At 64.5% G+C, this 14933-nt stretch carries 10 protein-coding genes and 2 rRNA genes; all 12 read left to right on the forward strand.

Going from position 1 to position 14933, the window contains the following annotated elements; genetic code table 11:
- The first annotated feature begins 86 nt into the window (after positions 1-86).
- The 12 genes from LFT49_RS08230 (at position 87) to LFT49_RS08285 (ending at position 14933) form a co-directional block, all read left to right on the forward strand.
- Positions 87-3216 (forward strand): 23S ribosomal RNA (locus LFT49_RS08230).
- 170 nt (positions 3217-3386) lie between these two features.
- A 5S ribosomal RNA gene (gene rrf, locus LFT49_RS08235) occupies positions 3387-3503 on the forward strand.
- A 546-nt stretch (positions 3504-4049) separates the two neighbouring features.
- Entirely contained in the window at positions 4050-5906 is a 1857-nt protein-coding gene (locus LFT49_RS08240) for a tetratricopeptide repeat protein (RefSeq protein ID WP_237430224.1), read from the forward strand.
- Positions 5907-5912: 6 nt separating this feature from the next.
- A complete protein-coding gene (locus LFT49_RS08245; RefSeq protein ID WP_237430225.1) occupies positions 5913-6902 on the forward strand; it encodes an HAD-IIA family hydrolase in 990 nt (329 codons plus the stop codon).
- 9 nt (positions 6903-6911) lie between these two features.
- Positions 6912-7175, forward strand: a complete 264-nt coding sequence (locus tag LFT49_RS08250; RefSeq protein WP_237430226.1) for a hypothetical protein — start codon at positions 6912-6914, stop codon at positions 7173-7175.
- Positions 7175-7990: a TlyA family RNA methyltransferase gene (locus LFT49_RS08255; protein ID WP_237430227.1), complete on the forward strand. Its 816-nt coding sequence runs from the start codon at positions 7175-7177 to the stop codon at positions 7988-7990. The genes LFT49_RS08250 and LFT49_RS08255 overlap by 1 nt, the downstream gene beginning before the upstream one ends.
- A gap of 13 nt (positions 7991-8003) precedes the next feature.
- Positions 8004-9029, forward strand: coding sequence for an NAD kinase (locus LFT49_RS08260; protein WP_236801978.1), 1026 nt, complete (start codon positions 8004-8006; stop codon positions 9027-9029).
- A 4-nt stretch (positions 9030-9033) separates the two neighbouring features.
- The gene (recN, locus tag LFT49_RS08265; protein ID WP_237430228.1) at positions 9034-10773 is read left to right on the forward strand and encodes a DNA repair protein RecN; all 1740 of its coding nucleotides are present in this window, start codon (positions 9034-9036) and stop codon (positions 10771-10773) included.
- Between the two features lie 38 nt (positions 10774-10811).
- Entirely contained in the window at positions 10812-12599 is a 1788-nt protein-coding gene (locus LFT49_RS08270) for a CTP synthase (protein WP_237430491.1), read from the forward strand.
- A gap of 25 nt (positions 12600-12624) precedes the next feature.
- Positions 12625-13284 (forward strand): NUDIX domain-containing protein, encoded by a 660-nt coding sequence (locus LFT49_RS08275; RefSeq protein WP_237430229.1) that lies wholly within the window; start codon positions 12625-12627, stop codon positions 13282-13284.
- Positions 13284-14306: a site-specific tyrosine recombinase XerD gene (xerD, locus tag LFT49_RS08280; protein ID WP_236801981.1), complete on the forward strand. Its 1023-nt coding sequence runs from the start codon at positions 13284-13286 to the stop codon at positions 14304-14306. Before LFT49_RS08275 ends, xerD begins: the two co-directional genes overlap by 1 nt.
- A gap of 123 nt (positions 14307-14429) precedes the next feature.
- Entirely contained in the window at positions 14430-14933 is a 504-nt protein-coding gene (locus tag LFT49_RS08285; RefSeq protein WP_237430230.1) for an RNA polymerase sigma factor, read from the forward strand.

Consider the following 14933-nt stretch of genomic DNA (forward strand, 5'->3'; position numbering starts at 1 on the left):
AGATTATGAACCTGGATCTGGTTCGTGTGCCTTTGGGTGCGCGGGACAGTTTCTGTGGTTCTCTCGAAAATGTTTTTGATCTTTGTGGTCAAGTTTTTAAGAGCACACGGTGGATGCCTTGGCATTAGGAGCCGAAGAAGGACGTAGGAATCTGCGATAAGCCTGGGGGAGTCGATAACCGGACTGTGATCCCAGGGTGTCCGAATGGGGAAACCCCGCCAGGGGCGTGAGTTGCCTGGTGACCCGTACCTGAACACATAGGGTGCGTGGGGGGAACGCGGGGAAGTGAAACATCTCAGTACCCGCAGGAAGAGAAAACAATAGTGATTCCGTTAGTAGTGGCGAGCGAACGCGGATCAGGCTAAACCGTTCCATGTGTGATAGCCGGCGGGCGTTGCATGGTCGGGGTTGTGGGACTTTCCATACCAGTTCTGCCGGGCTGGTGGGGTGTGATGTGCGCGCATAGGTGAACGGTTTTGAAAGGCCGGCCAGAGAGGGTGTTAGTCCCGTAACCGTAATGTGTTTGTACCGCCTGTGAGAGTATCCCAAGTAGTACGGGGCCCGAGAAATCCCGTGCGAATCTGTCAGGACCACCTGATAAGCCTAAATACTACCTAATGACCGATAGCGGACCAGTACCGTGAGGGAAAGGTGAAAAGTACCCCGGGAGGGGAGTGAAACAGTACCTGAAACCGTGTGCTTACAATCCGTCGGAGCCAGTCTGATTCTGGTGACGGCGTGCCTTTTGAAGAATGAGCCTGCGAGTTAGTGTTACGTCGCGAGGTTAACCCGTGTGGGGCAGCCGTAGCGAAAGCGAGTCTGAATAGGGCGTGTGAGTGGCGTGATCTAGACCCGAAGCGAAGTGATCTACCCATGGCCAGGTTGAAGCGACGGTAAGACGTCGTGGAGGACCGAACCCACTTCAGTTGAAAATGGAGGGGATGAGCTGTGGGTAGGGGTGAAAGGCCAATCAAACTTCGTGATAGCTGGTTCTCCCCGAAATGCATTTAGGTGCAGCGTTGCGTGTTTCTTGCTGGAGGTAGAGCTACTGGATGGCTAATGGGCCCTACAAGGTTACTGACGTCAGCCAAACTCCGAATGCCGGTAAGTGAGAGCGCAGCAGTGAGACTGTGGGGGATAAGCTTCATAGTCGAGAGGGAAACAGCCCAGACCACCAACTAAGGCCCCTAAGCGTGTGCTAAGTGGGAAAGGATGTGGAGTTGCCCAGACAACCAGGAGGTTGGCTTAGAAGCAGCCACCCTTAAAAGAGTGCGTAATAGCTCACTGGTCAAGTGATTCCGCGCCGACAATGTAGCGGGGCTCAAGTACACCGCCGAAGTTGTGGCATTCACATGTTGTCCTAGCCTTCGTGGTTCAGGAGTGTGGATGGGTAGGGGAGCGTCGTGTGGGCGGTGAAGCTGCGGTGTAAACCAGTGGTGGAGCCTACACGAGTGAGAATGCAGGCATGAGTAGCGAAAGACGGGTGAGAAACCCGTCCGCCGAATGATCAAGGGTTCCAGGGTCAAGCTAATCTGCCCTGGGTAAGTCGGGACCTAAGGCGAGGCCGACAGGCGTAGTCGATGGACAACGGGTTGATATTCCCGTACCGGCGAAAAACCGCCCATGCTGAGCGGGGGATACTAACTGCCCGAAACCTGCCTGACACCCCTTGTGGGTGAAGGGTTTTGGTGGAGCGCAGGACCTGATCCCGGGAGGCAAGCGTATTAACAGGTGTGACGCAGGAAGGTAGCCGAGCCGGGCGATGGTTGTCCCGGTCTAAGGATGTAGGGCGAATGGTAGGCAAATCCGCCATTCATATGGCCTGAGATCTGATGGGACCCCCGTATGGGGGGATTTGGTGATCCTATGCTGCCGAGAAAAGCATCGACGCGAGGTTTTAGCCGCCCGTACCCCAAACCGACACAGGTGATCAGGTAGAGAATACCAAGGCGATCGAGAGAATTATGGTTAAGGAACTCGGCAAAATGCCCCCGTAACTTCGGGAGAAGGGGGGCCCCAACCTTGAACACCACATTGCTGGTGGGAGGGGATCGGGGCCGCAGAGACCAGGGGGAAGCGACTGTTTACTAAAAACACAGGTCCGTGCGAAGTCGCAAGACGATGTATACGGACTGACTCCTGCCCGGTGCTGGAAGGTTAAGAGGACCGGTTAGCCGTAAGGCGAAGCTGAGAATTTAAGCCCCAGTAAACGGCGGTGGTAACTATAACCATCCTAAGGTAGCGAAATTCCTTGTCGGGTAAGTTCCGACCTGCACGAATGGAGTAACGACTTCCCCGCTGTCTCAACCATAAACTCGGCGAAATTGCAGTACGAGTAAAGATGCTCGTTACGCGCAGCAGGACGGAAAGACCCCGAGACCTTTACTATAGTTTGGTATTGGTGTTCGGAGTGGCTTGTGTAGGATAGGTGGGAGACGTTGAAGCCCGGACGCCAGTTCGGGTGGAGTCATCGTTGAAATACCACTCTGGTCACTTTGGACATCTAACTTCGGCCCGTAATCCGGGTCAGGGACAGTGCCTGATGGGTAGTTTAACTGGGGCGGTTGCCTCCTAAAAAGTAACGGAGGCGCCCAAAGGTTCCCTCAGCCTGGTTGGCAATCAGGTGTCGAGTGTAAGTGCACAAGGGAGCTTGACTGTGAGAGAGACATCTCGAGCAGGGACGAAAGTCGGGACTAGTGATCCGGCGGTACATTGTGGAATGGCCGTCGCTCAACGGATAAAAGGTACCTCGGGGATAACAGGCTGATCTTGCCCAAGAGTCCATATCGACGGCATGGTTTGGCACCTCGATGTCGGCTCGTCGCATCCTGGGGCTGGAGTAGGTCCCAAGGGTTGGGCTGTTCGCCCATTAAAGCGGTACGCGAGCTGGGTTTAGAACGTCGTGAGACAGTTCGGTCCCTATCCGCTGCGCGCGCAGGAAATTTGAGAAGGGCTGTCCTTAGTACGAGAGGACCGGGACGGACGAACCTCTGGTGTGTCAGTTGTACTGCCAAGTGCACCGCTGATTAGCTACGTTCGGATGGGATAACCGCTGAAAGCATCTAAGCGGGAAGCTCGCTTCAAGATGAGATTTCCATACACCCTCGGGTGTGAGAGGCCCCCAGCCAGACCACTGGGTTGATAGGCCGGATGTGGAAGCGAGGACTAACGACTCGTGAAGCTGACCGGTACTAATAGGCCAACAACTTACACCACACAGAACATACAAACTCTGCTTGCGTCCACTATGTGGTTCCCAACCAACAACCCCCAACACCACGGGTTAATGGCACGGAACCAACAACTACATACAACAACACCACAATGTTGTAACCACAAAGACTTCCCACCCCCGGCATCAGACCCGGGCGGACGGGTACAAGGGTTACGGCGGTCATAGCGTGGGGGAAACGCCCGGTCCCATTCCGAACCCGGAAGCTAAGACCCACAGCGCCGATGGTACTGCACCCGGGAGGGTGTGGGAGAGTAGGTCACCGCCGGAACAACTATTATAAGTAGGGCCCTGACAACGAAACGTCAGGGCCCTACCACTTTAACCACCACCCACCACCACCCAGAATCCCCAGCTCACCTCTGACGGGTAAACCATCAACCCCCGCTCACCTGCGACGGGTAAACGATCAACCCCCGCTCACTTCTGGCGGGTAAGCGATCAACCCCCGCTCACTTCTGGCGGGTGAACCATCGACCCCCGCTCACCTGGTAACGATGCCTTGAGAGCGGGCGTTCAGCGAAACCCTGCCAGATGTGAGCGGGCGTTCAGCGAAAACCTGCCAGACGTGAGCGGGCGCCGGGGGAGGACCCGCCACACGTGAGCGGGCGTTGTTGGGGAGAACCACAGTCCCTGGTTGGTGTGAAGATGGCCACGATACCGCCGCCAGGGCTCCCATCGTCCCAGGGGATTTTGCGGCTCCACTAGAATTGATGAAGATGTACGGACTTCGAAGCGCTTGATTTCGGGTTGCGTAGGAAACGAAACGAGCGGCTGCAGTTGCGCCAGTGGTCGGCTCACAACAGGAGGAATCCATATGGCCGAGCACAACGGTGGCAACCGCGGCAACGACCGCGGCGCGTTCCGCGGCAACAACAACTCCGGCGGTGAGCCCCGCGGCTTTAGGTCGCGGTCTGACCGGGACGGCAACAATTTCTCCCGCGGTGGAGCTACCGGAGGCGGGGAGCGTAAATCCTACGAGGATCGTGACCGGAAGCCTTATGGTGATCGTCCGCGCCGTGATGGCGAGGGTGAGCGCCGTGGGTTCAGTGGCGGCGGTGACCGTGACCGGAAGCCTTATGGTGATCGTCCGCGCCGTGATGGTGAGGGTGAGCGCCGTGGTTTCGGTGGCGGCGGTGACCGTGACCGGAAGCCTTATGGTGATCGTCCGCGCCGTGATGGCGAGGGTGAGCGCCGCCAGTTCGGTGACCGCGATCGTAAGCCCTTTGGTGATCGTCCGCGCCGTGATGGTGAGGGTGAGCGCCGTGGTTTCGGTGGCGGCGGTGACCGCGATCGTAAGCCTTATGGTGATCGTCCGCGCCGTGATGGTGAGGGTGACCGTCGTGGTTTCGGTGGCGGCGGTGACCGCGATCGTAAGCCCTTTGGTGATCGTCCGCGCCGTGATGGTGAGGGTGAGCGCCGTGGTTTCGGTGGGGACAACCGCAAACCGTTTGGCGACCGGCAGGAACGTGCGCCCCGCAGCTTTGACCGCCGAGACTCACGTGCCGAGTCCGGCCGCGGCGCAGGCCCCCGCGACTCCGGCTCCCGCAGCTTCGGCCGCGACCGCCAGGAGGAACGCCCCGCGCGCGTGCCCAACGCCGCGGACCTTCGCAGCGCCAACCGCCCGGACCGGGAACGCTCACCCGAAATCGACGAGGACGTCACGGGCAAGGAGCTCGACCGCGCCACGCAGCACCAGATCAAGACGCTTGAGTCCAAGAGCGCGGAATGGGTGGCCCGCCACCTGGTCATGGCCGGCCGCCTGATTGATGACGAGCCCGAGCTGGCCTTCCAGCACGCCCTTGCAGCCAGCCGTCGCGGCGGACGGCTGGCTGCCGTGCGTGAAGCCGTGGGACTGACTGCTTACGCTGCCGGCCACTACGGTGAAGCGCTCCGCGAGTTCCGCACCTTCCGGCGCATCAGCGGCTCCAACGTGCATCTGCCCGTGATGGCCGACTGTGAACGTGGCCTGGGCCGGCCCGACCGCGCCCTGGACGTTGCCCGCTCGGAGGAAGCCCAGGATCTGGATGCTCCCGGGAAGGTTGAACTGGCCATTGTTGCCGCCGGCGCCCGGACCGACCTGGGACAGCTGGACGCGGCAGTGGCGGAGCTCGAGATCCCGCAGCTGGATATCAACCGTGCATTCTCCTACAGCCCGCGTCTGTTCCGTGCCTACTCCGAGGCACTTGCTGCGGTGGGGCGCGACGACGAGTCGCAGAAGTGGGGCCGGCAGGCTGTAGTGGCGGAAAATGCTCTGGGCCAGGGTGCGGATGAGGAACCTGACATCATCGACCTCGGCTGGGACGAGGAAGAAGAGGCCCGGGAAGAGGCTGAACGCCGCCGGATGCTGGACCGTGCTTCCAAGGCTTCCGGAGCTGAAAACGGCGGCGATACCGGCACCGATACAACGGCAGCCGACCACGAGGTCACAGCTACTAAGAGCCCACGCGCCGCCGAAGCGAAGGCTGCCGAGGACGGCGGCATCGATGACCAGGAGGCCGACTACTTCGTCTCTGACGACGCCGAATCGGACCAGGACTCGGTGGAACACGACGAGCTTGACCCCGCAGCTGCGCACGAGCCCGGCAACGGCAACCAGGTGGAAGACCAGGACGCCGCGGAACACCACCACGACGGCGCGGACACCTTTGCGAATGAAGAACGGCGGGACTGACCACCCATGACTGACGTTTCCCTGGTTTCCCGCTTCGATGCCCTGCTGGCCGACCTGGATGGCGTGGTGTATGCGGGACCGCATGCAATCCCCGGAGCAGTGGAATCGCTGAAGCAGCTCTCCGGGCTGGGCATCGGTTTGGGCTACGTGACGAACAACGCCTCCCGTTCACCTGCGGAGGTTGCAGCCCACCTGCGCGAGCTGGGTGCGCCCGCCGAGGACAACCAGGTGGTCAGTTCCTCGCAGGCGGCGGCGGACCTGCTGGCGTCGCTGCTGGCTCCGGGGTCACGGGTCCTCATCACTGGCAGCCCGGCGCTGGCCCGGGAAATCGAGCTGGCCGGTCTGGTGCCAGTGGGCAGCCAGGACGAGGAACCGGTGGCGGTGGTGCAGGGCTTCAGCCCCGGCATTGGGTGGAAGGAGCTGGCGGAAGCCACCTATGTGGTGAACGCCGGCGCCCTCTGGGTGGCGACCAACACGGACATGACGATTCCACAGGCTCGGGGGATCGCCCCGGGGAACGGCACCCTGGTTGCTGCTGTCGCCGCCGCTACTGCGCAGCAGCCCAAGGTCGCAGGTAAGCCGGAGGCGCCTTTGTTCCACTCCGCTGCCAAACGTCTTGGGGCCGAGCGTCCGCTGGTGGTGGGGGACCGGCTGGACACGGACATCCTGGGCGGCAACAACGCCGGCTTCGCCACTGTGGCGGTGCTGACCGGCGTCGACACCCGCGAAACGATCCTTGCGGCGCGTTCCGCGGAACGCCCCAACTACATCATCGGGAACCTGACGGACCTGCACCGCCCGTACCCGGACGTGACGCACGACGACGGCACCTACGTGTGCGGCGAAGCGACGGCACGCGTGGCCAACGGAGCGGTGGGCATCATCGGCAGCCAGGACAACCTGGACTCCTGGCGGGCGGCCTGCGCTGCCTGGTGGGCGGAGACGCCAGAGGCTGCAACCCCGCAGGCGCCCAAGCTGGTGTGGCTCAATCACTAGACTGGTTCCATGACTGAGCTGACCGAACCGGACGACTCGACAGCCCAGCCTGCCCCGGAGTGGCCGCAACCCGTCGCCGGGGACAATGGGCAGCGCATCAGCGATCCGCAGGTGGCACGGGCCGTGGCAAGGCTTTCCGGGATCCCCGGCCTCCCTGCGGCTGACCATGAAGCTGTCTACAACGGGCTCCACGACGAACTGCTGGCAGCCCTGAACAGCGATCCCATCGACCAGGTCAGGGCGGCAACCGGCCGCGCCGGCGGGGCAGCCTGATGCCGGTCCGCCTCGATCAGGCCCTGGTGGCCCGCGGCCTGGCACGGTCGCGCACGCACGCAGCGTCGCTCATCGCCGAAGGCAAGGTCACCTCGGGCGGCCACGTCCTCGCCAAAGCCTCGCTGCAGGTTGACGAAGGCCGGGACCTCGCTGTCGAGCTTGATGACCAGGACACCTACGCCAGCCGCGCCGCCCACAAGCTGGCCGGCGCCCTGGACGCCTTCCCCGAGGTGTTGCCGCAGGGCAAAAGGTGCCTCGACGCGGGTGCCTCTACCGGAGGTTTCACCGACGTCCTGCTGCGGCGCGGCGCCGCGCACGTGGTGGCGGTCGACGTCGGGCACGGCCAGTTAGTGCCACACCTCCGCAACGATCCCCGCGTGGACGTCCACGAGGGGATGAACGTCAGGTACATGGCCCCGACCGACATTGGCGGCCCCGCCGCCCTGACCGTGGCGGACTTGTCCTTCATCTCCCTCACCCTGGTGGTGCAGCCGCTGGCGGACTGCACCGAACCGGGCGGCGACCTGGTGCTGATGGTCAAGCCACAGTTCGAGATCGGCAAGGACCGGCTGGGCCGCACCGGGGTGGTCACCTCGGAGCGTGAGCGGCGGATGGCAGTCGAAAAGGTTGCCAAGGCAGCGCTCGACGCCGGGCTGGACCTCTGCGGCCTGGCGGCCAGTCCGCTGCCCGGACAGGACGGAAACGTCGAATACTTCCTGTGGATAAAACGCAGGATCAGCAAAGACTTGCCTAAGATCGAAGAGCGAGAGGCAGCAGCCGCTGCGTTGCTCGGACAAATCTGGCCGAACCACTAGAGAGCGGAACCTGATGAGCAGGCGTGTACTGGTCCTTGCCCACACCGGCCGCGAGGAGTCACTGAAAGCCGCCTGGGAAGCCTGCGCCCTGCTGCACGCCTCGGGCATGGTCCCCGTGATGCAGGAGTCCGAGCTGGGGGACATGGAGCGGTTCTTCGGGCACCTGGCCCAGCCGGTGGAAGTGCTCCACGACCACGTGCAGCTGCCCGATGTTGAACTAGTCATGGTCCTCGGCGGCGACGGGACCATCCTGCGGGCCGCCGAACTGGTCCGCGAGGTGGATGTCCCGCTGCTGGGCGTTAACCTGGGCCACGTGGGGTTCCTGGCCGAAAGTGAACGGGCGGACCTGGCCCAAACCGTCGAGTGGATCGCCAGCCGCGAGTACACGGTGGAAGAGCGCATGACCATCGACGTTCAGGTCTGGGTCCGTGGCCAAAAGATTTGGCACACCTGGGCTTTAAACGAGGCCGCCATCGAGAAAGCCAACCGTGAACGGATGCTGGAAGTGGTGACCGAGGTGGACGAACGTCCGCTGACGTCCTTTGGCTCCGACGGCATTGTCCTGGCCACTCCCACCGGATCCACGGCGTACGCGTTCTCCGCCGGCGGACCCGTCGTGTGGCCGGAAGTGGAGGCGCTGGTGATCGTGCCCATCAGTGCCCATGCGCTCTTCGCCAAGCCGCTCGTCGTGTCGCCCCGGTCCAGGCTGGCGGTTGAGGTGCTGGGCCGGACCGACGCCCAGGGGGTCCTGTGGTGCGACGGGCGGCGCTCGGTGGACCTGCCGCCCGGCGCCCGCGTGGAAGTGACCAAGTCAGCCACCCCGGTCCGGCTGGCCCGCACCCACCAGACCCCGTTCTCGGCACGCCTGGTCCGCAAGTTCGAGCTGCCCATCCACGGCTGGCGCGGGCCACTGCCCAAGTCCGACGCCGTACACACCGGCCCCATCCCCGTGGTGCGCACGCCCCGGCCCATGCCGCCGCTGCCCGTACCGCACGTTGAGAACCCGGACAGCGATCCCGATCCGTCGACTGCAAAGTGAATCCATGCTTGAAGAACTGAGAATCCGCGATCTGGGCGTCATCACCGACGCAACGCTTCCGCTCGGCCCGGGACTGAGCGTGGTGACCGGTGAAACCGGCGCCGGAAAGACCATGGTGGTCACCGCCGTCGGACTGCTGCTGGGCGCCCGCTCGGACGCAGGGGCCGTCCGCAGCGGTGCGAAGAGCGCCACCGCCGAAGCCGTGCTCAAGCTTGAGACCGGACATCCCGCCGTCGCCCGTGCCCTCGAAGCCGGCGCCGACGCTGAGGAGTTCGACGGCGGCACTGAACTGATCCTGGCCCGCCGGCTGGGTGCGGACGGACGGAGCCGCGCGTTCCTTGGCGGCCGCGCCGCACCCGTGGGCGTCCTGGCCGAGATCGGCGAATCGCTGGTGGTGGTGCATGGCCAGACGGACCAGATCCGGCTCAAGGGCGCCACGGCCCAGCGCGAAGCCCTGGACAAGTTCGCCGGCGAGGCACTGGCCAAACCGCTGGCCGCATATCAGGACCTGTACAGCCGGTGGAAGGCCAGCCAGGCGGAGCTGCATGCCCTGCGCAGCGCCGCCCGTGACAGGCTCCGCGAAGCTGAATCCCTGGAGGCGGCCCTGGCGGAGATCGATGACGTGGACCCACAGCCGGGGGAGGACGAGCTGCTCAAGGCCGAGGCCGTGAAGCTTGCCAATGTTGAGGAACTGCGAATTGCCGCCAGCACTGCGCACCAGGCCCTCATTGCCGAGGACTTCGGCGAGGCGGGTGACGCCACCACCCTGGTGGACTCGGCCAAACGGACCCTTGAACACGTGGCCGAGCACGACGCCGAGCTGGGGTCTGCGGCCGCGCGCCTGGCCGAGGTGGGCTTTCTGCTCAACGACATCGCCACCGAGCTGGCCAGCTACCAGGCGGGCCTGGACTCCGAGGGCCCGGAACGGCTCGCCGAGATCGAAGACCGGCGTGCCGCCCTGGCCAAGCTGGTCCGCAAATACGCCCCCACCATCGATGAGGTGCTGGAGTGGGCGGAGAAGGCACGCGTCCGGTTCGACGAGCTGCAGGACGATTCCTCCCGCATCGAGGCCCTGGACGGGGAAGTGGTCCGCGCCGAAGCGGACCTGAAGAAGCAGTCGGCGGCCGTCAGCAAGATCCGGGCCAAGGCCGCCGAGGACCTTTCCGCCCGGGTCAGCGCCGAATTGAAGGCCCTGGCCATGGCCGACGCCACCCTGGTGATCAACCTCGACTCCGCCGCGCAGCTGGGCCCTTACGGCGCGGACGAGATCAGCTTCCTGCTGCAGCCGCACTCGGGCGCCCCGGCCCGGCCGCTGGGCAAGGGTGCCTCCGGTGGCGAGCTCTCCCGGGTGATGCTGGCCATCGAAGTGGTGCTGGCCGCCGTCGATCCCGTCCCCACATTCGTCTTCGACGAAGTGGACGCGGGCGTGGGTGGGCGCGCCGCCGTCGAGATCGGCCGGCGGCTGGCCATGCTGGCACGCCACGTGCAGGTGCTGGTGGTCACGCACCTTCCGCAGGTGGCCGCCTTCGCGGACCAGCACATCACCGTGACCAAGACATCGGTCAGGGGAGCCGACGGCGGCACCGCCACCGGGTTCACCTCCAGTGACGTCCGCCTGCTTGACGGACCGGAGCGGGTGCGTGAGCTTGCGCGCATGCTGGCGGGCCAGGAGGACTCGGAATCGGCGCAGGCGCACGCCCAGGAACTGCTGGACGACGCCAAACTCCTGCCGCAGCGGGCCTGAGCGGGACGGCTCTGGCCACCCACGGGAAGGCGCAAATGATGATAGGCTCGAATTCCGTGGTGCAGCGATCAAATTCCCGTGTAAATTCCCGGTTCCCGGGCTCCTCCAAGACGACCAAGCATATTTTCGTCACTGGCGGTGTGGCGTCCTCGCTCGGTAAGGGACTGACGGCCTCCAGCCTTGGTCATCTACTGCGGGCACGCGGCCTGTCGGTCACGATGCAGAAGCTCGATCCCTATCTGAACGTGGATCCGGGCACGATGAACCCCTTCCAGCACGGTGAGGTCTTCGTCACGGACGACGGCGCCGAGACGGACCTGGACATCGGGCACTACGAACGCTTCCTCGACGAGAACCTCGAAGGTTCTGCGAACGTGACCACGGGGCAGGTGTACTCCACCGTTATCGCCAAGGAACGCCGGGGCGAATACCTCGGGGACACCGTTCAGGTCATCCCGCACATCACCGATGAGATCAAGCGCCGCATGCGGCTGCCCGCCGAGGGCAAGAACGCCCCGGACGTGATCATCACCGAAATCGGCGGCACCGTTGGCGATATCGAGTCCCAGCCCTTCCTGGAATCCGCCCGCCAGGTCCGCCAGGACATCGGCCGGAACAACGTGTTCTTCCTCCACGTCTCCTTGGTGCCCTACATCGGGCCTTCCCAGGAACTGAAGACCAAGCCCACGCAGCACTCCGTGGCCGCGCTGCGCTCCATCGGCATCCAGCCCGAGGCCATCGTGATCCGGTCGGACCGCGAAGTGCCTGAGGCCATGCGGGAAAAGATCGGCCGCATGTGCGACGTCGACATCGACGCCGTGGTGAACGCCGCCGATGCCCCCAGCATCTACGACATCCCCAAGACCCTGCACGGCCAGGGACTGGACTCCTACATCGTCCGCGCCCTGGACCTGCCGTTCAAAGACGTCGACTGGACCAGCTGGGACCGCCTCCTCGAGGCCGTGCACAACCCCAAGCACCAGGTCGAGATCGCCCTGGTAGGCAAGTACATCGACCTGCCGGACGCCTACCTTTCGGTCACCGAGGCGCTGCGGGCCGGCGGCTTCGCCAACGAGGCCAAGGTCAAGATCCGCTGGGTCCCGTCGGATGAGTGCGAGACCCGCGAAGGGGCCATCAAGGCCCTCGACGGCGTTGACGCCATCTGCGTTCCGGGCGGTTTCGGCATCCGTGGCCTCGAAGGCAAGCTGGGCGCGCTGAAGTTCGCCCGCGAAACCAAGCTGCCGGTCCTGGGCCTCTGCCTTGGCCTGCAGTGCATAGTGATCGAGTACGCCCGCAATGTGGTGGGGCTGGAAGGCGCCTCCTCCAGCGAGTTCGAGCCGGATTCAAAGTACCCCGTCATCGCCACCATGGAGGAGCAGCTGGAGTACGTCGAGGGCCGCGGCGACCTTGGCGGCACCATGCGCCTGGGCCTGTACGAAGCCAAGCTCGACGCAGGATCGGTCATCGCCGGAACGTACGGCAAGACCACCGTCAGCGAACGCCACCGGCACCGCTACGAGGTGAACAACAAGTACCGCCAGCAGATCGCGGATAAGGGCCTGGTCTTCTCCGGCACTTCCCCTGACGGCAAACTGGTGGAATTTGTCGAGCTGCCCGCCGACGTCCACCCGTACTACGTGGCCACGCAGGCGCACCCCGAGCTGAGCTCGCGGCCCACGCGCCCGCACCCGCTGTTCGCCGGCCTGGTCAAGGCTGCCCTTGACCACCAGAACGCCAACCACCAGGGTGCAGGCCAGGCCGCAGCCGACACGGGGGCGGCCACGGACGGCGAGCCTGCAGCATCGGGTAGCGTTACCGCCAAGTAGTCAAAAGAACACAAAGGACGGCGCGATGCCTGGTACACCTGAAGCCACCCCTGCCAAACAGGTTTCGGATGCACCAAGCCCGCGCCGTCTTTTGTCGTCCGAGAAGGTCTATGAGGGCCGGATCTGGGACGTCGTCAGCGACACCTTCCAGCTCTCCGAGTCCGGGGACGCCCTCACCCGCGACTACATCGACCACCCCGGGGCGGTCGCGATCCTGCCCATGAACGACGAAGGCCAGATCCTCCTCCTGAAGCAGTACCGGCACCCGGTGGGCATGGACTTATGGGAAGTCCCCGCCGGCCTGCTGGACGTCGAAGGCGAAGACTTCGTGGTGGGGGCGGCACGGGAACTTGCCGAAGAAGCGGACCTGGCGGCCGGGACCTGGAACGTCCTGGCCGACGTCTTCAACTCCCCGGGATCCTCCAGCGAAGCCATCCGCATCTACCTGGCCCGGGACCTCACCGAGGTGCCGCACCACGAACGGCACGAGCGGACGGACGAGGAAGCGGAGATTGAGTTCCACTGGATCAGCCTGGACGACGCCGTGGCCTCCGTACTGGCCGGCCGCCTCCACAACCCGTCGGCCGTCGTCGGGATCCTTGCCGCCGCTGCCGCCCGGGCCGGCAACTACCAGGACCTCCGCCCCGCTGACGCCCCCTGGCCCGCCCACCCCAGCCAGCGCTGATGGTCCCGGGTCCCTCGGCTGAAGCAGTACCGTCCCTCGAACCGGCTCCGGATGCAAAAGCTCCCGGTGCTGCCCCGACGGAAATCCCGGCCGCCATCGACCGGGGAATCACGGATTACCTCCAGCACATGGGCGTGGAACGGGGGCTGGCGGCGAACACGCTGGCGGCCTACCGCCGCGACCTGGCCCGGTACGCCCGCTACCTCGCAACCTCGGGCTGCACCCGGCCGGAAGACATCACCCGACACCATGTCACCGGCTACGTCCGCGCCCTCGCCGACGGATCCGACGGCGGGTCCACCCTTGGCGTGCGCTCGGCAGCCCGCACGGTGGTGGCCGTCCGGGGGCTGCACAAGTTTTGGGCCCTGGAGGGCTACACGCCCGCGGACCCGGCCAGCGAAGTCCACCCGCCGATGGCCGGCAAGCGGCTACCCAAAGCCATCAGCGTCGACGAGGTGACCCGCATCCTCGAGGCCGCGGGAACGGACACCGCAACGGGACTGCGGGACCGGGCCCTCCTGGAATTCCTTTACTCCACCGGCGCCAGGATCAGCGAAGCTGTGGGACTGGACGTGGACGATATCTCCCTGGCCGAGCCCGGATCCGGGCCGGCTGTTGTCCGCCTGTTCGGCAAGGGATCGAAGGAACGGCTGGTGCCGCTGGGATCCTACGGCGCCCGGGCACTGGATGCCTACCTGGTCCGCGGCCGGCCCCTGCTCGCAGCGAAGGGAAAGGGCACCCCGGCACTGTTCCTGAATGCCCGCGGCGGCAGGATCAGCCGGCAAAGCGCCTGGACCATCCTGAAGGCGGCGGCGGAGAAAGCCAACATCACCCGGGATGTCTCGCCGCACACCCTGAGGCACTCGTTCGCCACCCACCTGCTCGAAGGCGGCGCGGACGTACGCGTGGTGCAGGAACTGCTGGGCCACGCCTCCGTGACCACCACCCAGGTTTATACGCTGGTCACGGCCGACACCCTGCGCGAGGTCTACGCCGCGGCGCATCCGCGGGCGTTGGGCTGAACAGGGTCCTGACGCGAGCCTTGGATTGATTCCCACGATAATTTTCCCGCTGCTGTAAGAATCAGCGCTGCCCGCGACACTTAGTCTTCAGGAAGAAGTCATGACGTGTCCGGGGGGAAAACTATGTTGGCAGCGGACGAGCAGGCATTCATCGATCTGCATTCCCGGCATTCGGGTCGGGTCTACCGGTACATCGCCTGCCGCATCAGTGACACGGGCCGGGCCGAGGAGTTGGCGGCCGATGTGTTCCGGATCGCCTGGCAGAAGCAACTTCCGGAGCCACCCGGCATCGGCTGGCTCCTCGCCACGGCCCGCCACGTGGTCGGCAACGAATACAAGGGCCGTCGCCGCCGCCAGGAACTTCTTGATCGGTTGCATGACGAGGCACGCAGCAATCTCCCGCAGGAGAATACCGGGGAACAGGCGGCGGTGGCGGAGGTACTCGGCCGCCTCCGGGAACGGGACCGGGAGATCCTCATGCTCTGTTACTGGGATGACCTGACCATCACCGAACTTGGCCAAGCCCTTGAATGTTCCGCCTCAACCGCCGCCGTACGGCTTCACCGTGCACGCCGGGCGTTCGCCAAAGCAGCACCAGCTCAGCTCATGACCGAACGGAAGGACTAG

The organism is Arthrobacter sp. FW306-06-A (genome assembly GCF_021870055.1).
In the GTDB taxonomy this organism is placed as follows: Bacteria; Actinomycetota; Actinomycetes; order Actinomycetales; family Micrococcaceae; genus Arthrobacter.

What these genes read in the sequence shown, in the direction of transcription:
- LFT49_RS08285 (WP_237430230.1), top strand. Translation starts at nt 14,430, where the DNA reads ATGTTGGCAGCGGACGAGCAGGCATTCATCGATCTGCATTCCCGGCAT.
- LFT49_RS08240 (WP_237430224.1), top strand. Translation starts at nt 4,050, where the DNA reads ATGGCCGAGCACAACGGTGGCAACCGCGGCAACGACCGCGGCGCGTTC.
- LFT49_RS08270 (WP_237430491.1), top strand. Translation starts at nt 10,812, where the DNA reads ATGATAGGCTCGAATTCCGTGGTGCAGCGATCAAATTCCCGTGTAAAT.
- recN (WP_237430228.1), top strand. Translation starts at nt 9,034, where the DNA reads ATGCTTGAAGAACTGAGAATCCGCGATCTGGGCGTCATCACCGACGCA.
- xerD (WP_236801981.1), top strand. Translation starts at nt 13,284, where the DNA reads ATGGTCCCGGGTCCCTCGGCTGAAGCAGTACCGTCCCTCGAACCGGCT.
- LFT49_RS08250 (WP_237430226.1), top strand. Translation starts at nt 6,912, where the DNA reads ATGACTGAGCTGACCGAACCGGACGACTCGACAGCCCAGCCTGCCCCG.
- LFT49_RS08275 (WP_237430229.1), top strand. Translation starts at nt 12,625, where the DNA reads ATGCCTGGTACACCTGAAGCCACCCCTGCCAAACAGGTTTCGGATGCA.
- LFT49_RS08260 (WP_236801978.1), top strand. Translation starts at nt 8,004, where the DNA reads ATGAGCAGGCGTGTACTGGTCCTTGCCCACACCGGCCGCGAGGAGTCA.
- LFT49_RS08245 (WP_237430225.1), top strand. Translation starts at nt 5,913, where the DNA reads ATGACTGACGTTTCCCTGGTTTCCCGCTTCGATGCCCTGCTGGCCGAC.
- LFT49_RS08255 (WP_237430227.1), top strand. Translation starts at nt 7,175, where the DNA reads ATGCCGGTCCGCCTCGATCAGGCCCTGGTGGCCCGCGGCCTGGCACGG.